Annotated in this window: 13 protein-coding genes and 1 other annotated feature; of the genes, 5 read left to right on the top strand and 8 right to left on the bottom strand. The window is 45.3% G+C overall.

All coding sequences use genetic code 11. The features are described from left to right. Window positions 1-132 precede the first annotated feature (132 nt). Window positions 133-510 carry an autonomous glycyl radical cofactor GrcA gene (gene grcA, locus AACQ42_RS13235; RefSeq protein ID WP_026027385.1) on the top strand — a complete coding sequence of 126 codons (378 nt, stop codon included), beginning with the start codon at window positions 133-135 and terminating at the stop codon, window positions 508-510. 109 nt (window positions 511-619) lie between these two features. Here grcA and thrC read toward each other — a convergent pair whose 3' ends face one another. The 4 genes from thrC to thrL form a co-directional block, all read right to left on the bottom strand. Beyond that, on the bottom strand, window positions 620-1903 hold the full coding sequence (gene thrC, locus AACQ42_RS13240; protein ID WP_094165086.1) for a threonine synthase: 1284 nt from the start codon (window positions 1901-1903) through the stop codon (window positions 620-622). Continuing rightward, a complete protein-coding gene (gene thrB, locus AACQ42_RS13245) occupies window positions 1900-2856 on the bottom strand; it encodes a homoserine kinase (RefSeq protein WP_094165145.1) in 957 nt (318 codons plus the stop codon). Before thrB ends, thrC begins: the two co-directional genes overlap by 4 nt. An 18-nt stretch (window positions 2857-2874) precedes the next feature. Beyond that, window positions 2875-5334 (bottom strand): bifunctional aspartate kinase/homoserine dehydrogenase I, encoded by a 2460-nt coding sequence (thrA, locus tag AACQ42_RS13250; RefSeq protein ID WP_026027387.1) that lies wholly within the window; start codon window positions 5332-5334, stop codon window positions 2875-2877. 29 nt (window positions 5335-5363) lie between these two features. After that, window positions 5364-5481: a sequence feature (Thr leader region), on the bottom strand. Continuing rightward, entirely contained in the window at window positions 5419-5496 is a 78-nt protein-coding gene (gene thrL / locus AACQ42_RS13255) for a thr operon leader peptide (RefSeq protein WP_100208354.1), read from the bottom strand. It overlaps the preceding feature by 63 nt. A gap of 242 nt (window positions 5497-5738) precedes the next feature. Here thrL and AACQ42_RS13260 point away from each other — a divergent pair, with 242 nt between their 5' ends. Beyond that, entirely contained in the window at window positions 5739-6242 is a 504-nt protein-coding gene (locus AACQ42_RS13260; RefSeq protein ID WP_094165088.1) for a hypothetical protein, read from the top strand. On the opposite strand, the gene AACQ42_RS13265 is transcribed toward AACQ42_RS13260, so the two are convergent. Next, the gene (locus AACQ42_RS13265; protein WP_010318275.1) at window positions 6239-6724 is read right to left on the bottom strand and encodes a putative 4-hydroxy-4-methyl-2-oxoglutarate aldolase; all 486 of its coding nucleotides are present in this window, start codon (window positions 6722-6724) and stop codon (window positions 6239-6241) included. The two genes, AACQ42_RS13260 and AACQ42_RS13265, sit on opposite strands and share 4 nt — an antisense overlap. A 697-nt stretch (window positions 6725-7421) precedes the next feature. Here AACQ42_RS13265 and arcA point away from each other — a divergent pair. Next, window positions 7422-8138, top strand: a complete 717-nt coding sequence (gene arcA, locus AACQ42_RS13270; protein ID WP_013856108.1) for a two-component system response regulator ArcA — start codon at window positions 7422-7424, stop codon at window positions 8136-8138. 92 nt (window positions 8139-8230) lie between these two features. Here arcA and AACQ42_RS13275 read toward each other — a convergent pair whose 3' ends face one another. The 3 genes from AACQ42_RS13275 to AACQ42_RS13285 all read right to left on the bottom strand — a co-directional run bounded on the left by AACQ42_RS13275 (window position 8231) and on the right by AACQ42_RS13285 (window position 12056). Then, window positions 8231-8677 carry a hypothetical protein gene (locus AACQ42_RS13275; protein WP_013856107.1) on the bottom strand — a complete coding sequence of 149 codons (447 nt, stop codon included), beginning with the start codon at window positions 8675-8677 and terminating at the stop codon, window positions 8231-8233. Between the two features lie 4 nt (window positions 8678-8681). After that, on the bottom strand, window positions 8682-11021 hold the full coding sequence (arcB, locus tag AACQ42_RS13280; RefSeq protein ID WP_013856106.1) for an aerobic respiration two-component sensor histidine kinase ArcB: 2340 nt from the start codon (window positions 11019-11021) through the stop codon (window positions 8682-8684). 99 nt (window positions 11022-11120) lie between these two features. After that, window positions 11121-12056 (bottom strand): TIGR01212 family radical SAM protein, encoded by a 936-nt coding sequence (locus tag AACQ42_RS13285; protein ID WP_094165090.1) that lies wholly within the window; start codon window positions 12054-12056, stop codon window positions 11121-11123. Between the two features lie 538 nt (window positions 12057-12594). On the opposite strand from AACQ42_RS13285, the gene gltB reads away from it, so the two are divergent. Both gltB and AACQ42_RS13295 read left to right on the top strand, forming a co-directional pair. Then, window positions 12595-17142, top strand: a complete 4548-nt coding sequence (gltB, locus tag AACQ42_RS13290; protein WP_029189889.1) for a glutamate synthase large subunit — start codon at window positions 12595-12597, stop codon at window positions 17140-17142. Continuing rightward, window positions 17143-18612 (top strand): glutamate synthase subunit beta, encoded by a 1470-nt coding sequence (locus tag AACQ42_RS13295; RefSeq protein ID WP_094165092.1) that lies wholly within the window; start codon window positions 17143-17145, stop codon window positions 18610-18612. Window positions 18613-19009 lie beyond the last annotated feature (397 nt).

Genomic DNA, 19009 nt, shown 5'->3' on the forward strand with positions numbered 1-19009 from the left:
TTATCAATGTTTATCGTTGTTTTTTGACCTAAATCAATATTAATTTTAAGGATATTAGCTATATAATAACCAACTCAACAAAGTTAGAAAATAAACACCAATAACGCCACTTAAGTGGACTAGGAGATAGTGATGATTCAAGGCATTCAAATTACAAAAGCAGCAAACGACAACCTACTAAATTCTATCTGGTTACTCGATAACGAAAAGAATGAAGCACGTTGCGTTGCCGCTAACGCAGGCTACCAAGCAGATCAAGTTATCGCGGTCAGCGACCTTGGTGAATATGAAAGCCGTGAAGTTGCGATTGAAACAGCACCTCGCATCGAAGGCGGTCAGCACCTAAATGTGAACGTTCTTAAGCGTGAAACTCTTGAAGATGCCGTTGCACACCCTGAGAAGTATCCGCAACTGACGATTCGTGTTTCTGGTTACGCTGTTCGTTTCAACTCATTGACTCAAGAACAGCAACGTGACGTTATCGCACGTACCTTCACTGAGACGCTATAATCATAGCGTTGATGAGAATATTCATATCCAAAAATGGCGCTCAATGAGCGCCATTTTTATCGTTAGAGGAATATCATCCTGACTTCAATAAGATGAAATCAGGATCTCTTTAAGGCTGAACGCGTCTTAACACCGTTTTTAGAGCGTCAAAATCATTGTCTAACTCTTCAGAAAGCAACGTCATCACTGCATGTTTTGCAAGAGGAGCTGGTAATTCAATGTCAGTGCCTAGCACATCGTCAACGACTTCTTTAAATTTGGCAGGGTGCGCAGTACACAAAAATAGCCCCGTTTCTCCCGCTTGTAACTGCTCATCCAAAACTCGATATGCAATGGCACCATGCGGTTCACACAAATAACCTTGCGTGTAAAGTTCACGAACTGAATCCGCACTTTGTGCATCAGATACCGCACCTTTACCTAAGGTATCTAGCCCCCAGCCCTTTAAGCGACAAAGCTCTTCGATGCGCGGCCAGTTGTTCGGCTGACTCACATCCATCGCATTCGATGTGGTCGCTACCGTGGGTTTTGGATCCCATTGACCCGTTTCTAAGTAACGAGGAACGGTATCATTGGCATTGGTTGCCGCGATAAAACGCTTGATAGGTAAGCCCAATGCTTTTGCCAACAGACCAGCGGTTAGGTTGCCAAAGTTGCCACTCGGTACGGAGATGACTAAGTTTTCACGCTGCGCTTTGCTTAATTGTGATGCGGCCTCAAAGTAGTAGCAAATTTGTGCCATTAAACGACTGATATTGATTGAATTTGCAGAGTTTAAACCGATCTCTTGGCGAAGCTTGGCGTCATCAAAAGCCTGCTTAACTAACGCTTGGCAAGCATCAAAGTCACCATTTATCGCTACAGTGTGAATATTGTTGCCCAGAGTGCAGAAGAGTTTTTCCTGTAACGGGCTGATCTTACCTTTAGGGTAAAGTATCACGACCTTGATATCGGGCATTCCATAAAAGGCATGAGCCACCGCAGCGCCAGTATCACCAGAAGTCGCGGTTAAAATGGTGATCTGTCCACCATTTGAAACGGCGGCCAATGACTGCGCCATAAAGCGACCACCAAAATCTTTAAATGCCAGCGTTGGGCCGTGGAAAAGCTCTAGAGCATAAATGCCGTCTTTCACTTGCTTAATGGGTGCTGGAAACTGAAAAGCCGCATCAACCATCGCATTCACTTGCTCTGCTGGTAATTCATCACCAATCAAGGCGCTGAGAATTTTTGTACTACGAGAGATAAAATCTTCGGCTAGTAACGCGTCAATATCTTCAAACTGAGGCAACTCTGCTGGGAAAAATAGCCCTTGATTGCGTCCTAATCCTTGGCGTACGGCTTGGCCAAAAGAGACTTGTTCATCATTTTCTTTTATGTTGTAAAGCTTCATAGAGCACTTCCTGTAACGGTCGAGCCATTTTTGTCTAAGCGACAAATATGGACGAATCCTTCTTCATTTTGTACATAATGTTGTTCAAGCCAACGAGCAACTCGCTCGGCAACCTCTTTTTCTTTGCAAATACTGAACAGTGTTGGGCCACTGCCGGAAATGCCAGTGGTAAGCGCTCCGGCTGATGCAGCGTATTTACGCGCATCCGAAAAGCCGGGCAGAAGTTTCTCACGATACGGTTCAGCAATCACGTCTTTGATTAGTTTAGCCGCTAGCTCAGGCTGACCTGAGTGACAAGCATGAATGAAACCTGCAAGATGACGTCCATGCGCAATGATGTCCTGTCGACGATATTGTGAAGGTAAGATCGCTCGCGCTTCGGCTGTGGAAACTTTAATCCCAGGATACGCCATTACCCAATACCAATCGTCAAAACAAGGCACTTCTTGGCTGATGATGCCTAGCTCTTCAAGCATCAATTGCACGCCGCCTAAGTAGCAGGGAGCAACGTTATCATAATGTATACCGCCTGAAATTTTACCTTCCATTTCGCCCATCAGCGCTAAAAGCTCAGTCTGATTAAGTGGGTTACCGTGAAACTGGTTCAACGCATCTAAAGCTGCAACAATTGAACAAGCACTGGAACCTAAACCAGAACCAATCGGCATATTTTTTTCTAACGTCATTTGCAACGGCTTTACTACAATGCTCTTTTTTTCAAGCTCTCTGGCAAAAACAAGCCAGCAATCGTAAACAATATTCTGCTTTGGATCTTCAGGCAACTTGTCGACAAAGCGACCTGCAGTTTCGAGTACAAAAGGTTCGCTGCCCGCTTTAACTTCAACGCGATCCCCCAATAAACTGCCATCAATTGGCGACACGGCCGCCCCTAAAACATCAAACCCAACGCTCACATTACCAATTGAAGCTGGGGCATACACCACCACACTCATGTCACTTGAACTCATCAATTAAACCCCTAACTTCCAACCTAAGGTGCGCATCACATCAGAGAACACCCCTGCTGCTGTTACTTCTGTACCCGCCCCATAACCACGCAACACCAATGGAATCGGTTGGTAATAACGGCTATAAAACGCCAGTGCATTCTCACCATCTTTGACTTTAAACATGGGGTCATTTTCATCGACCACTGCAATTTTCACCTTGCATTGGCCTTCTGATATTTCACCAACATAACGTAATACCTTACCTTCGGCTGCTGCCTTAGTGGATAACTCTTGGAAATAAGCATCAGCCTGCGGCAAGCGCGCCATAAACTCTTCAACTGTACCCGAAATATCAAAACCCGGTGGCAAAGCAAGATCGACTTTTACGTCATCCAGTTCTAAAGGCATTCCCGCCTCACGAGCTAAAATTAACAGCTTACGAGCCACATCCATTCCCGACAGATCATCACGAGGGTCAGGCTCAGTAAAACCTTTGTCTTTAGCTAGCTGCGTAGCTTGACTAAGAGTCATACCTTCATCCAGCTTGCCGAAAATAAACGAGAGAGAGCCAGATAAAATACCGCTGAATTTTTCCAACTCATCACCAGCAGCAATGAGATTTTGCAAGTTTTCAATCACAGGTAAACCAGCACCAACCGTCGTTTCGTACATCAGTTTACGGCGCGAGTTGCGCGCCACTTCACGCAGCTGGTGATAGTAGGCCATGCTTGCGGTATTGGCTTTTTTATTAGGCGTCACAACATGAAAACCCGCAGCCAGAAATTCGGCGTACTGGTTGGCAATCACTTCACTGGAAGTACAATCAACTAAGACAGGGTTAATGATATGGTTACGCTGCACCAGAGAGATAAGCCTTGCGAGGCTAAATTCTTCACTCGCGCTATGCATTCGATCACGCCAATGCTCCAGCGGCAGGCCTTCGCTATCCAGCAATAGTGCCTTACTATTCGCAAGGCCACACACTCGAATCACAATTCCTTTATCGGCTAGTTTGGCTTGCTGACGATGAATTTGGTCAACTAATTCGCCTCCGACACCGCCAACACCGACCACAAACACATCCAAGAAATGCTTAGAATTGAAGAGATTTTCATGACAAGCCTTGATCGCTTCTGAAATTTTATCTTCTGGAATCACCGCCGAAATAGCTCGCTCGGAAGAGCCTTGTGCAATGGCAACAATATTGACGTGAACTTCAGCCAGCGATGAGAAAAATTGAGAAGCCACTCCGCGCGAAGTGCGCATGCCGTCACCAACCAGAGTGACAATCGCAACGTCATCCATAAACTCGACAGGCTCAAGTAGGCCATCTTTTAATTCCAGTTCAAACGCTTCCGATAATGCTCTTTTGGCAAGGGCTTTATCTTGCGCCTCAATACAGAAACTGATGCTGTATTCTGAAGAGGATTGCGTAATCAGCACAATAGAAACGCCTGCGGCAGACATCGCGCCAAACACACGGCTAGCCATGCCGACCATGCCTTTCATGCCAGGGCCGGAGACGTTGACCATAGTCAAATTATTGAGTGTAGTAATACCTTTGATAGCAAGCTTATCTTCACCAGTATCTTGACCAATCAGCGTACCTGCGCCTTGAGGGTTAAAACTGTTTTTGATAAGACACGGAATATGAAATTGTGCAATCGGTGCAATGGTTTTGGGATGTAACACTGACGCGCCAAAATACGAAAGCTCCATCGCTTCTTGGTAGCTGAGTGATTTTAATAAACGAGCATCCGCAACCAAACGTGGGTCACAGTTATAAACGCCATCGACATCGGTCCAAATCTCACAACAATCTGCACGTAAACATGCCGCAAGCACAGCCGCAGAATAATCCGAGCCATTACGGCCTAGACAGACCAATTCACCCTTTTCATTACCAGCCGTGAAACCCGGCATAATGTTAACATGCGCTTGCGGAAGTGGATTTTGCTTGAAATTTTGCGTGGAGATCTCAACATCGACCATTGCCTCAAGGTACTCACCTTTAGCAAAAAGATATTGTACTGGGTCAATCAATGCAGCCGCTTGTCCTTTTGCTTCAAGTACCGCTTTCATCAGTTGGATAGAGACTCGCTCACCTTTACTGATAATGCGCGCATTGACGTTGTCTGGACACATACCGAGTAAATTAATACCGTGCACAAATTGACGCAGCTGAGACAGTGACGTTTTTACTTGATTGTCAAAAGCGGCCGAATCCACATTAGGTAATTGTGCTTTGATGCCAGCGAGTAGATCGAAAAATGAGAATTCAAGCTCCGCTATTTGGCGTTCTGCTTCGCCATTACGCAAAGCACTCTCAATAACTGCCACTAATTTATTGGTGGTTTTTCCCGGTGCAGAGAGCACAACGGCGACTTCTTCTTGTTGTACATTGTTAACGATGATATCTGCCGCCCTTAAAAAACGATCAGCATCGGCTAACGATGAACCTCCAAACTTTAATACTCGCATCCCTTCCTCCAAAACAATTCAAATTGGTATAAAAAAAGGCCTGTATCTGGTGGGATACAGGCCTTTTTTGTAAAAACTTTTCGCTCAGCGGCCCGCCCCAACATGTGTCATGTCGGTAATAATAATGGTGGTTGTCATTACTACTAGGCTGCGCTGTAACATAGAAAAATTTAAATACTCGTGTCTTTAATTGCCTTTACGTTTACCTTACTTCATCATCATTAGTCAACGAAAATCTGCTATTTTTTATAGTCATTCCGAATTAATCAAATTTAAAACCACCACACAAATAAGATACTTATTGCACGTTAAGCACAACCATTTTACACATAAGCAAATAACAAAATGCTATATACATAACGCTGTCATCGTGTGAAATTTGTGCTTTAATTGTTGTTACCGCAGTGGACGCAGTAACTCAAAACAAGAATAAGGAGAGGCAGATGAAACTAAAAGTTGCACTATATTTATTTCTGCTTGTCTCTTTATCTAGCATGGCCAATACCTTACCTGCACTTCCTTCTTCACAGAGCCAATCTCCACATCGCTTATTTCTTTCAAGCGAAAGTGATGGTCAACAATTTGATAGTTGGACTATTGATGGCGGTTATTCTTATAACCTTTTTGACAATTTAGATCTGTACATTGGAGCGAGGATAAACAATTCCGACTACGGATCCGAAAGTGGTTTTTTAAGTGGCCTTAGCTACCAGCTAACCCCAAAATTATCACTAAAAAGCACCTTACGGTCAGCCGCCAGTAATCCGAATGATACGAGCAGTGCCGATGCTATGGCGGCGGAGCTATCTAGCCGACTTCAACTATCAGAAAACGTTGATTTACATGCCACCCTTGATTATCAAGAGTGGCAGCAAGGCGTTCAATTTGGGGTGGGTTTCAGATTCTAGTGCCAGTCTAGCGCTTGAGTTGACGTTAAAACACCATTCCAATCGGCATAAACATAGTCACCCGGCTGAATCATCTGGTTGAGGATAGTCAGCGTTACATTAATTTCGCCTGCACCTCTCTTATCGGTCTTAAGTGGACAACTCGCTAACGCTTTCACGCCTAAATCCATTTGCGATAACGCAGCAACATCGCGTATCGCTCCATAAATGATGACCCCTTCCCAACCGTTTTCAATCGCCATGATCGCCAGTTGATCACCCAATAACGCTCTTTGACACGAACCGTTACCATCGACGACTAAAACTTTCCCTTTACCATTTTGGCTTAATACGTCACGAACTTTAGAGTTATCGTGATAGCAACGCACGGTGACAATTTGCCCCCAAAAAGCACTCCTTAAACCAAAAGTTTGCAAAGGCAAATCCAATATATTGATTTGCGATTCAAACTTATCGCAAATATCTGGTGTGATATCTATCATCCTTCTTCCTTGATTATTGTTTATTATTTTCATCTGACACATTAGACGCGCTGTAAAACCACAACTCAATGAACCATAATGCCAGATACTTTACTCACCTATTCATACAAACGATGCAAAGAAAAACCCGCTGAGAATGAGCATAACTTGGCGGCCAACTGCATTTAAAAGACTGAATATTCATATTGGTGACATCCATAATAGTGCGATATCCCCCGCTGTAAACGTTGATTTTTTACGCAATTCCCATTTTTTGACAAGTATCGAGTTAACAAGTTCTTTGCTGGTAAATTTCTATTTGAGGTAAAGCCCATTGCGCCTAATGCTACCATCCCCAGCAAAAATCCCCAAAAAGCATGCTATTTGCATGGGTAATGTGGTGTAAATTTACAACTGCTTAAGACGATTAATATTTGTTACATTAGAACTCTTGATGTAAATCAACAAAGTGATTGGAATTAACATTCTGCCGTTGTTAGCATGCTGTTAACATTATAGAATCCGCCTTAAAGACTAGTAGAACACCGAGGGTATGGAGACCTCAATGCAAGATATGCCTAAGGACGGCGGGCAACTGAAGTAAGTGTTTTTTTCAAAACTTTAGTTTATTATCGGCAGCAGATTACCTGTATGTTGCAATTTTTTGCCTACAATTAATTCTATTAGCACAATTTTTTCACAAGTTTAGGTACCGCCAATGCAAACCCCGCAGATTCTTATCGTTGAAGATGAGCAAGTAACTCGTAACACTCTTAAGAGTATTTTTGAAGCAGAGGGATACGCTGTTTTTGAGGCCAGTAACGGTGAAGAGATGCACCATGTGCTGTCTGATAACCCCATTAACTTGGTCATTATGGACATCAATTTACCAGGTAAAAACGGTCTTCTGTTAGCTCGTGAGCTTCGTGAACAGGCTAATGTTGCACTGATGTTTTTGACTGGTCGTGATAATGAAGTTGATAAAATCCTCGGTTTAGAGATCGGGGCTGATGACTACATCACCAAACCATTTAACCCACGTGAACTGACGATTCGTGCTCGTAATCTTCTAGGTCGTTCAATGAATACCAATACGACTCAAGAAGAGAAACGCAGTGTGGAAAAATATGAGTTCAACGGTTGGGTATTGGATATCAATAGCCGCTCTTTAGTGAATCCGGATGGTGAAGGCTACAAGCTTCCTCGCTCAGAATTCCGCGCTTTACTGCACTTCTGTGAGAACCCAGGAAAAATCCAAACTCGCGCAGATTTGCTTAAAAAGATGACTGGCCGTGAATTGAAACCACACGACAGAACAGTAGATGTGACGATTCGTCGTATCCGTAAACACTTTGAATCAGTCTCAGGTACGCCAGAGATCATCGCCACAATTCATGGCGAAGGCTACCGCTTCTGTGGTGATCTAGAAGACTAAACGTCTACCCCCAGATAGTTAGAAGCCCTTTAACCTCAGGTTAAAGGGCTTTTTTCATGGCTGACTACTGCGCGTGGAGCCGTTCTATAAATCTAATAGACTTTGTCGATGAAGACGCTCTTTTCGATAAGCCACTGCGCTGTTGTACCATCGCTCAATTGCAAAGCTACATTAACGGGCTTATCCACATTAAGCTGCATCGGCCATTCAAACACAACTTCCCATTGATCTTCACTTTGAGTCCGTAAATCTAACGATTCACTGCCCACCAGCCAATTTTTATCCCTTTGCTGGACCATCAACGCGTCAATCGTTAAATTGGCAGGTAATATTGCCGACGAATCCAATCTTAATGTCCCATGCACAAGAGGTATTTCGCTCTCATTAGCTGTAGGCATTTGATTGATCCAAAGGTTACTTTTCAACCCAATGGTGATATTTGATATCACGGCACTGCTGTCCTGCAGCCAATTCACTTGCGGTGAACTACAGCCAGATAGTAGCGCCATGACTAATGAAGCCAACCCGATTTTTTTCATACCATTACCTTTGAGTTAACCATTGTTTCAAGACTTGAATATCGTGTTGATACCCATTTTTAATTTCATCTATCCAGTCACCAATATTTTCCCACCAAGCAGGTAGCTCTGGCGACTGTGCCTTTTGTGCAACGTTTTGGATGTGTTTCAAACCAATTGAACCCGCAGCACCCTTGATTTTGTGTGCTTCTGAAACAATGCCTGCTTGATCTTTTGCTACCATATTGGAGTCTAGCACTTCAACGTAACTGGGCATCATCTGCTCGAACATTTGGATACTTTCCAGCACAGGTTTCGGGCCAACAATATCGATATAAGACTCAAGCATTTCAAGATCGAGCAAATGCGTGTTCAACTCACTGTGTTCTTCTGAGGCAGCCTTAACCTTAGCGTCGGCAAGTTGAATCGCCTCACTATGGGTGAATTTTGCAATCACCTCTTGAATCGCCAGTACTGACAATGGTTTACTGATCGCGTCATCCATCCCTTTCTCTAGATATTCAGCTTTATTTTTCAATACGTTGGCGGTCAATGCGACTAATGGCGGAAGGTTATCATAAGTTTCTCGATAAAACGCAGCGACATCAAACCCGGTCATGTCTGGCAGTTGAATGTCGAGGAAAACCAGATCGTACTCTTGCGGCACAAATTTTTGTTTGGCTTCTTCACCTGTCATAGCGACGGTAACCGTGTGTCCTAAACTTTCTAGCAAAGAACGAGCAACTGTAATATTGAGCTCAATATCTTCAACCATAAAAATGGCTAAACTTTTTTGAGGAACGGGTAACGTTGGTTTGAATTGGGCATCTTGTGCCAAAGGCACACGAATTGAAACGGTGAAGGTGCTACCAAAGCCTTCTTCACTGCTCACAGAAATATCACCATCCATTAAGTTGATTAACTGGCGAGATACCGCTAAGCCAATCCCCGTGCCAACAGCGTGCAAATTGTCCTTACCCGATTTAACTTGGTAATACATGGCGAAAATTTTATCGAGTTCAGCCTCTGGTATACCAATGCCTGTGTCTTCAACTTCCATGGTAATGCGCGCAAACTTATCCTCAATGTCAGCGCAGACCGTCATGACGACGCCACCTTCTTTGGTAAATTTCATCGCATTGCTTATCAGGTTCCACAATACCTGACGCAGGCGCGTAGCATCCACTTCAATCGCAACAGGTAAATCACTGAGCCGTTCGAGATCAAACCTAAGCCCTTTTTGCTCTGCCATCAACGCCGAGATGCTTTCAATTTCAGCAACAAATTCTTCAAAATTCAACGGCGCTGGCAGTAGTTCTAGTTTCCGGCGGTCAAACTTATCCATATCAATGATATCGTTGAAGATATTACCTAACGTAATGGCACTGACATTAATGGTCTGCATGTACTTACGCTGTTCTGGGGTCATGGGGCTATCGAGCAACATACGACTCAAACCAACGATACCGTTGAGTGGTGTGCGCAATTCGTGGCTGATGGTCGAAATAAAAGTGGTTTTATCCCGGCTCGCTTTTTCCAAAGACTCTTGATTGCGTTTACGTTCGGTAATGTCTCGCCCAAAGCCCACCAACCCTAAGTGGCGGCCATCTTTGCTGTAAAAAGGGACTTTACGCAGTTCAAAATAGTTTTTGCGGCCATCAGGGTATTCAAGCCACTGCTCATAAGTGATGGCTTGATTGTCGGCAAACACTTTTTCGTCAGTTTCAACGATCTGTTGCGCCACTTCTTTGCTATAGACATCCCATGGAGTTAACCCAACCAACTGATGCTCACGCTTGCCCGTTAGCTCTTCCATCGCTCGGTTGCAGCCAGAAAAAACGCCGTTCGCATTACGGTAGTAAATCAGATCAGGAGAAGCATCGATAAAAGAGCGCAATAAGGCGGTTCTTTCTGCCAATTCAAGCTGCGTTTTTTCGCGTTGATAGACCTCGTTTTCTAAATCGGCCATCGCCTCTTCACGCGCTTCCTCTGCCTTAATTCGCTCTTCAATTTCTTGGTTGAGTTTTTCGATATTTTGCTGAAGCTTATAATTGAGCTCTTGATCACGTGAGCGCATGTCTTTGAGCTTAGAAACCAACTTCGAGAGACGTTGACGTGACTCTTCTAACTGATCGACCACCACTGAAAGGAAATAAACTGCCCAAGGCGTGATCAATAAACCAAAAAAGACGGAACGAACGATGTCGATATCATCAACATAACCATTGAGCACCAGCGTGATACCAACTTGCACCACCACTGCCAAGGCCACTAAAGCGAGCGCAAGAAGAATGGAGAAACGGAGAATGCCCAGTTTGACCAATAGGTCGACATAGTACTGGGCAAGGTTTTTCATGGGTTTCATTAAACACTTCCATGTAATAAAAGTGCCACTAGTCTAACGCGTTTAACGTCGATTCGTCAGCCAAGTTAATCACAAGGATTTGCGAAATTGCTTGAATCTTTAGCTGTTTGGAAGCGTATAGACAAACGGTCGACTTAAGCGTGAGCCTTGCGCGCCACCTTGATTAAGTGCTCGGCCTATTTCGGTCATCGCAAGCCAACGATTTTCACACCACAGTGGCGCAAGCAGTGTCGGCCGCCGGGCGGCTGACGAGACTCGGTGATAAATGATCTCAGGCGGTGTCATTTGAATCAATTCACTCGCAATAGCAACATACTCTTCTAACGTTGGCGCTTGTAATTTTCCTGCTCGCCACGCTTTGGCCATCGTACTGCCTTCAACAATATGCAACCCATGTAACTTGATACCATCAGTGCCTACCGCTAAGACTTGCTTTAAGGTTTGAAGATTATCGGTACGCGTTTCTTTAGGTAGCCCCACAATGAGATGCGTGCATACTTTGATCCCCAAGGCTCGAGCGCGCTCAGTGATCAACGCATAACATTCAAAGTCATGACCACGGTTGATCCGTTTGAGCGTTTGATTATTGGCGGTTTGCAAACCCAGTTCGAGCCAAATTTCAAAACCTTGTCGCACATAATCGGCCAATAAATCGAGCACAGCATCGGGTACACAATCAGGCCGAGTGCCAACGCATAACCCAACAATGTCAGCCGATTGAAGCGCTTGCTGATACATATTTTTCAACACCTGCACTTCCGCATAGGTACTGGTATAAGCTTGAAAATACGCGAGATATTTTTTGGCACGTTTGATTTCACCAGCGCGTTCTGTCAATTGCTGCTCAATACTTTGGGCTTGTGTTTCTTCATCAGCAAAAGAAGCGACATTACAGAAGGTGCAACCACCTCGCCCAATCGTGCCATCTCGATTCGGACAGCTAAAACCACCATGCAGGGTCAGCTTGTGAACTCTTTCGCCATAACGGCGCTGCAGATCTTGGCCGATCGTGTTAACCAGTTGATGTAATTGCATTGAAGAAATACCGCTTATAGATAGTAATGAATCTCAGTTAGATTTATGTAACTAAATTACATCCCTGCAAAATAAATTCACAAAGAGTAGCCGTATCAAACACTCTCCAACCTAACAAAAATCAATAAACATTCATAAAAACAGCGTTATTTGCTTAATGTTGCACCAATGTTAAACGGTACATGCATTTTTAACGAAAAAAATGGGCGACTAAAATGAGTTTTCGTTGGAATTCCTATAAACAAAATTGTAGGATACTTACACATCCGCCCTATTTTTTGTGATATTCCTTACATAAATAGTTGTGGAAAAATCGGTGATATTCGCACCCCTCCTATACAAACCACTAGCAAGTGGCATAAATAAATTGAATATCACTAAGGAATGTTTTTCTCGCCATATTTTTCCGGCGAGAGACGGAAAGGATTCGAACCCGCCAACACAGGCAGGTTTAGATTGATAACAATTAAAGGACAAGTCGCATCGCTAAGTATGCCTTAGCACACGTGCGTCTAAATTGAACTGGAAGGATGTATCTATGGTAGATAGAGAGCAGGATTCACGAGGTCTATATACTCCTGAATTGGAGCATGACGCTTGTGGTATCGGTTTTGTTGCCCACCTGAAAAACCGTAAGTCTCACCAAGTTGTGACTCAAGCTTTAGACATGCTTGCTCGTATGGAACACCGTGGTGGCCAAGGCTGTGACCCATGTTCTGGTGATGGCGCAGGTATCTTATTACAAAAACCCCATGAGTTTTTACTTGAAGAGACCGTTAAACTTGGCTTAAAACTGCCTTCGTTTGAAAAGTACGGCGTCGGCGTGGTGCTGTTTCCAAGAGATGAGCACAAACGCGCCCAGTGTCGTGATATTTTAGAACGCAACGCCAAGAGACTCGATTTAGAAGTACTGGGTTATCGCGTTTTGCCAACCGATAACTCCATGATTGGCGCAGACCCACTTAGCACTGAGCCTCAATTTGAGCACGTTTTCATCTCCGGTGGCCCAAGTACCACCCCCGCAGAATTAGAGCGTAAATTGTACGTTCTGCGTAATTACACCGTTCGAGTCTGCTTAGAAAGTGTGTCCAACATTGGTGATGATTTTTACATCAACTCCATGTCTTACAAAACCTTGGTGTATAAAGGTCAGCTCACCACAGAGCAAGTACCACAGTACTTCCTTGATCTACAAAATCCGACCATGGTGACCGCGCTGGCACTGGTGCATTCTCGTTTTTCGACCAATACATTCCCTAAATGGCGCTTAGCTCAACCTTTCCGTTACATTGCGCACAACGGCGAAATCAACACAGTTCGCGGCAATTTAAACTGGATGAAAGCGCGCGAAGCGATCCTCGAATCAGATTTGTTTACACAAGCTGAAATCGACATGCTGCTGCCAATTTGCCAAGAAGGCAGTTCAGATTCCGCCAACTTCGATATGGCATTAGAGTTACTGGTTCTGTCTGGCCGCAGCCTGCCACACGCCCTGATGATGATGATCCCTGAAGCGTGGCAAGAAAATAAAAATATGGATCCAACCCGCCGCGCATTTTACCAATACCATGCTAACGTCATGGAACCGTGGGATGGCCCAGCATCAGTATGTTTTACTGATGGTGTACAAGTTGGCGCAACACTGGACCGTAACGGCCTGCGCCCATCACGTTATACCGTGACTAAAGATGATTTTCTGATCATGGCTTCTGAATCTGGCGTGGTTGAAATTGCACCAGAGAACGTGGAATACCGCGGCCGTTTACAGCCCGGACGTATCTTTGTCGCTGATTTAGAGCAAGGACGCATCATTTCTGATGAGGAAGTGAAAGACAGCATTGCCAATGCGCAGCCCTACGCCAAATGGGTTGAAGAGAACCTCCTCAGCTTGAAAAAACTGCCTGAAGCGAGCAACCAGTACAGCCAACCTGCTCCTGAGCGTCTAATGTCACGCCAACAGTCGTTTGGCGTCAGCTCAGAAGAGGTGAATGAAATCATTCTTCCTTTGGCAAAAACCGGTTATGAACCGCTTTCGGCTATGGGTGCAGACTGGCCTCTGGCAGTGCTTTCGCATCAATCACAGCATCTCTCCAACTACTTTAAGCAACTGTTTGCTCAGGTCACCAACCCACCGATCGACCCGATCCGTGAAAGAATGGTGATGTCGCTCAATACTTACCTCGGTAAAGATCAGAACTTACTGACAGAGACGCCCCTGCACTGCTTAAAAGTCGAATTGGAATCTCCGGTTCTTTCCAACTCTGAGCTTGAGAAACTGCGCGCTATTGATAACGAACATCTGCAAGCGAAAACCTTAGATATCGTATTTCAAGCCAGTGAAGATCAAGGCAAATTAGAACGCGCGCTGAAACGCATTTGCCAATATGCAGAAGATGCGGTTATCGATGGTTACTCGATTATTTTATTGACTGACCGCGCGGTAAACTCAAACCATGCGGCGATCCCTGCAATGCTCGCTGTCGGTGCGGTTCATCACCACCTTATCCGTAAAGGCTTACGAGCTAAATGTGACATAGTCGTAGAAACCGGCGACGCGCGTGAAACACACCACTTTGCGACATTGATTGGCTATGGCGCAAATGCGGTTAACCCGTATTTAGTCATTGAAACCATTATCGATTTACAACGAGTCAAAAAACTCGACCCGACCATTGCAGCAAAAGATCTGTTTGACAATTACCGCAAAGGCATCAACGGCGGGCTACTGAAGATCTTCTCCAAAATGGGCATTTCCACCCTGCAGTCTTACCACGGTGCGCAAATTTTTGAAGCCTTGGGCATCAGCAAATCAGTGGTAGATAAGTACTTTACTGGCACTGTATCGCGCATCCAAGGTTTGACCATTGATGACATCGCAAAAGAGGTGTTAGTTCGCCATCGCGTGGGCTACCCGACTCGCGAAGTTCCAGTGCAAGTGTTGGATGTGGGCGGCGTTTATCAGTGGAAACAGCGTGGCGAAAAACACCTGTTTAACCCAGAGACGATTTCGTTGCTGCAACAATCAACACGCAACAAAGATTATGTGCAGTTCAAGCAATATGCGAAAGCGGTAGATGACCAAGGCGACAACGCTGCCACGCTGCGTAGCCAGCTTGATTTTGTTAAAAATCCAGCCGGTTCGATTCCCATTGAGGAAGTGGAACCGATTGAACGTATTTTAAAACGCTTCGCAACTGGTGCCATGTCGTTTGGTTCCATCTCCTACGAAGCGCACTCAACGTTAGCCGTGGCGATGAACCGTATTGGCGCGAAATCCAACTCGGGTGAAGGCGGTGAAGATCCAGCACGCTTTGAACGCAAAGAAAATGGCGATTGGGAACGCTCTGCAATTAAGCAGGTCGCTTCTGGTCGTTTTGGCGTGACCTCTTACTACCTCACCAATGCCGATGAGCTACAGATCAAAATGGCTCAAGGTGCGAAACCAGGTGAAGGCGGCCAACTGCCAGGTGATAAAGTCGATGATTGGATCGGCGCGACACGCCACTCGACTCCGGGAGTCGGTCTTATTTCACCACCACCACATCACGATATCTATTCGATCGAAGATTTGGCGCAACTGATCTTTGATTTGAAAAACGCGAACCGTACCGGCCGCGTCAACGTGAAATTAGTTTCCGAAGCCGGGGTTGGTACTATCGCCTCCGGTGTGGCTAAAGCCAAAGCGGATGTGGTATTAATTGCTGGCTATGATGGCGGCACGGGTGCATCACCGATGTCTTCGATTCGTCACACAGGCTTACCTTGGGAGCTCGGCCTTGCTGAAACGCACCAAACCTTGCTTAAAAATGGCCTGCGTAATCGCATTGTCGTGCAAAGTGACGGTCAGATGAAAACACCACGTGACCTTGCAATGGCGACATTGTTAGGCGCGGAAGAGTGGGGAATTGCCACCGCTGCGCTAGTGGTTGAAGGGTGTATCATGATGCGTAAGTGTCATAAAAACACCTGCCCAGTAGGGATTGCGACACAAAACAAAACCTTGCGTGAGCGCTTTGATGGCCGCGTAGACGATGTCGTCACCTTCTTCCAATACATGGCGCAAGGCTTACGTGAAATCATGGCTGAACTGGGTTTCCGTACTATCGATGAAATGGTTGGCCAATCGCATAAACTGAAAGTGCGTGACAACATCAACCACTGGAAATACAAAAACCTCGATTTGTCACCAGTGTTGTACATTCAAGAGCCTCGTGCAGAAGATGGTGTTTATTGCCAAACCAAACAAAATCATCATCTAGAAAACGTGCTAGATCGTCAGCTAATTCAAGTAGCCAACCCCGCGCTTGAGAAAGGCGAAGCGGTTAACGCAGTCTTCCCTATCGTCAACACTGACCGTAGCACGGGTACTATGCTGTCGAACGAAATATCGAAGGTATACAAAGACCAAGGTCTACCTCAGCCAATGAAAGTTAAATTCAACGGCTCCGCAGGACAATCATTCGGTGCATTCCTTGCTAAAGGTGTAACGTTTGAAGTAGAAGGTGATGCCAACGATTATTGGGGCAAAGGTTTATCTGGCGGTACCTTAGTGCTCTACCCTGACACGCGCTCAACCATCATTGCGCAAGATAATATCGTGGTGGGTAACGTCTGTTTCTATGGCGCAACTTCTGGTGAATCCTATATTCGCGGCCTTGCTGGAGAACGTTTCTGCGTGCGTAACTCAGGAGCCAAAGTGGTCGTAGAAGGTATCGGCGATCACGGCTGTGAATACATGACAGGTGGCGTCGCAGTGATCCTCGGTTCGACAGGACGTAACTTTGCGGCTGGTATGAGTGGCGGTGTAGCCTACGTGTGGAATCGACATGGAGACTTCGAAACTAAGCTTAACGCTGAATTGGTTGATCTCGACCCACTGCAACAAGAAGATACCGATCTGCTACGTGAGATGCTCAACAAGCATGTTCAGTTCACAGGAAGTGAAGTGGCTCAGTTATTCCTTGATAATTTTGAAGCAAACCTCACCCAAATGGTGAAAGTGATGCCGCGTGACTACAAAGCGGTTCTTCAAAAACGCAAGGCTGCAGCTGCGCAAGTACAAACGGAAGAAGTGGAGGCCGTATAAATGGGTAAGCCTACTGGATTTTTAGAACATGGCCGCGAGCTGCCAAAAAAGCTCGATCCAACGGTTCGCATTCAAAACAACCAAGAGTTTGTCCTTAACGAAGAGTTTGGTAGCAAAATTAATACTCAAGCGTCTCGTTGCATGGACTGCGGAGTACCGTTTTGCCATAACGGTTGCCCTATCGGTAACATTATTCCTGAATTTAACGATGCCGTTTATCGTGATAGCTGGGAAGAAGCTTGGAAGATCTTAAGCTCAACCAATAACTTCCCCGAGTTTACTGGTCGCGTGTGCCCTGCACCTTGCGAAAGTTCGTGCGTACTCGGGATCAACCAAGATCCCATTACCATCTGTAATATCGAAAAAACCATCGTGGAAACGGCTTATCGCGAAGGCTATGCCAAAGCGAAAAAGCCGCGTTCTCGTACTGGAAAAACCATCGCTATCATTGGCTCTGGCCCGGCGGGTTTGGCCGCAGCTGAGCAGCTGAACAGCGCGGGTCACTCAGTTACTGTGTTTGAACGTGATGAAAAAGTCGGCGGCCTGCTGCGTTTTGGCATTCCGGATTTCAAACTGGGTATGGACGTTATTGATCGCAAAATCAATTTGATGGCAGAATCGGGCGTCAAGTTTGAAGTAAACGCACATATCGGTGTTGATATCAACGCACAGCAACTGCGCCAAGAGTTTGATGTCATCTTGCTTACTGGTGGCTCTACCGTGCCTCGTAACCTGCCGATTCCGGGGCGCGAGTTAAAAGGGGTTCATTTTGCGATGGAGTTTCTGGCACAAAATAACCGCCGCGCGAATAACATGGATCTTAAAACTGACGAGATCCACGCTAAGGGCAAACATGTGGTGGTGATTGGTGGTGGTGATACTGGTTCTGACTGTGTCGGAACCTCAAACCGACACGGCGCCGCAAGCATCACGCAAGTTGAAATCATGCCGATCCCAGCCAATAAACGCCCAGCCAACATGCCTTGGCCGCAATATCCAATGATTTTGCGCACCTCAACCTCCCACGAAGAGGGCTGCGAACGTCATTGGAATATTCTAACCAAAGAGTTCCTCGGCAACGAGCAAGGTCAAGTCACGGGGCTACGTGTTGCTGATATCGTTTGGCAAGATGCAAAACCGGGTGAGCGCCCGAACTTTGATGAAGTCGCGGGCAGTGAACGTATTATTGCGTGTGATATGGCTTTCCTTGCTATGGGCTTTTTACATCCAGAACCACATGGTGTACTTGCTCAACTTGATATCAAGTTAGATGAGCGTGGCAATGTGGCAACACAAGGTTTTGCGACCAACCAAAAAGGTGTTTTCGCTGCAGGTGATATGCGCACAGGACAATCGTTAGTCGTACGTTGTATCAATGAAGGGCGCGAGTGCGCACGAGAGATCGACGCTTACTTGATGGGCAACACCAACTTAGAAGCGAAAGCCGACTCATTGATGCTTTCAGCCTAGTGCCTCGCGCTCTTTTCGCTGGTTCAAGGTGATCCAGAGCGCTAAGCAGCGATGATTTCTTCCAACGTTCTACTTTTTGGCCAGCATTTAATGCTGGCCTTTTTTATGGCTAATTCTTATTCCATGAGATTACCCACGTTAACAAACTGTAACAACAAAAATTCTATCTCATTGAATATATTATATTAATCTAGATGATTAGGTGGTAAATCCCATTGCAACATGATTTTTCACCAACAACTTGACCTTTTGCACCATAAGCTATAGGTTGTGAAGTCAGTGAAAATTAAAATAATCATTTTTGTTAAAATTTAAATTGAGAATGAACGCATAATTACCCACTTAAAACAACAAAAATAGAATAGTTAGTCATTTACTGTCTGGATGACAGAGAAGC

It is taken from the genome of Vibrio sp. V12_P9A6T4 (assembly GCF_963874835.1).
GTDB classification, from domain to species: domain Bacteria; phylum Pseudomonadota; class Gammaproteobacteria; order Enterobacterales; family Vibrionaceae; genus Vibrio; species Vibrio anguillarum.

What these genes read in the sequence shown, in the direction of transcription:
- thrA (WP_026027387.1), bottom strand. Translation starts at nt 5,334, where the DNA reads ATGCGAGTATTAAAGTTTGGAGGTTCATCGTTAGCCGATGCTGATCGT.
- gltB (WP_029189889.1), top strand. Translation starts at nt 12,595, where the DNA reads ATGGTAGATAGAGAGCAGGATTCACGAGGTCTATATACTCCTGAATTG.
- thrC (WP_094165086.1), bottom strand. Translation starts at nt 1,903, where the DNA reads ATGAAGCTTTACAACATAAAAGAAAATGATGAACAAGTCTCTTTTGGC.
- arcB (WP_013856106.1), bottom strand. Translation starts at nt 11,021, where the DNA reads ATGAAACCCATGAAAAACCTTGCCCAGTACTATGTCGACCTATTGGTC.
- arcA (WP_013856108.1), top strand. Translation starts at nt 7,422, where the DNA reads ATGCAAACCCCGCAGATTCTTATCGTTGAAGATGAGCAAGTAACTCGT.
- AACQ42_RS13295 (WP_094165092.1), top strand. Translation starts at nt 17,143, where the DNA reads ATGGGTAAGCCTACTGGATTTTTAGAACATGGCCGCGAGCTGCCAAAA.
- grcA (WP_026027385.1), top strand. Translation starts at nt 133, where the DNA reads ATGATTCAAGGCATTCAAATTACAAAAGCAGCAAACGACAACCTACTA.
- AACQ42_RS13275 (WP_013856107.1), bottom strand. Translation starts at nt 8,677, where the DNA reads ATGAAAAAAATCGGGTTGGCTTCATTAGTCATGGCGCTACTATCTGGC.
- AACQ42_RS13265 (WP_010318275.1), bottom strand. Translation starts at nt 6,724, where the DNA reads ATGATAGATATCACACCAGATATTTGCGATAAGTTTGAATCGCAAATC.
- AACQ42_RS13285 (WP_094165090.1), bottom strand. Translation starts at nt 12,056, where the DNA reads ATGCAATTACATCAACTGGTTAACACGATCGGCCAAGATCTGCAGCGC.
- thrL (WP_100208354.1), bottom strand. Translation starts at nt 5,496, where the DNA reads ATGTTACAGCGCAGCCTAGTAGTAATGACAACCACCATTATTATTACC.
- thrB (WP_094165145.1), bottom strand. Translation starts at nt 2,856, where the DNA reads ATGAGTGTGGTGGTGTATGCCCCAGCTTCAATTGGTAATGTGAGCGTT.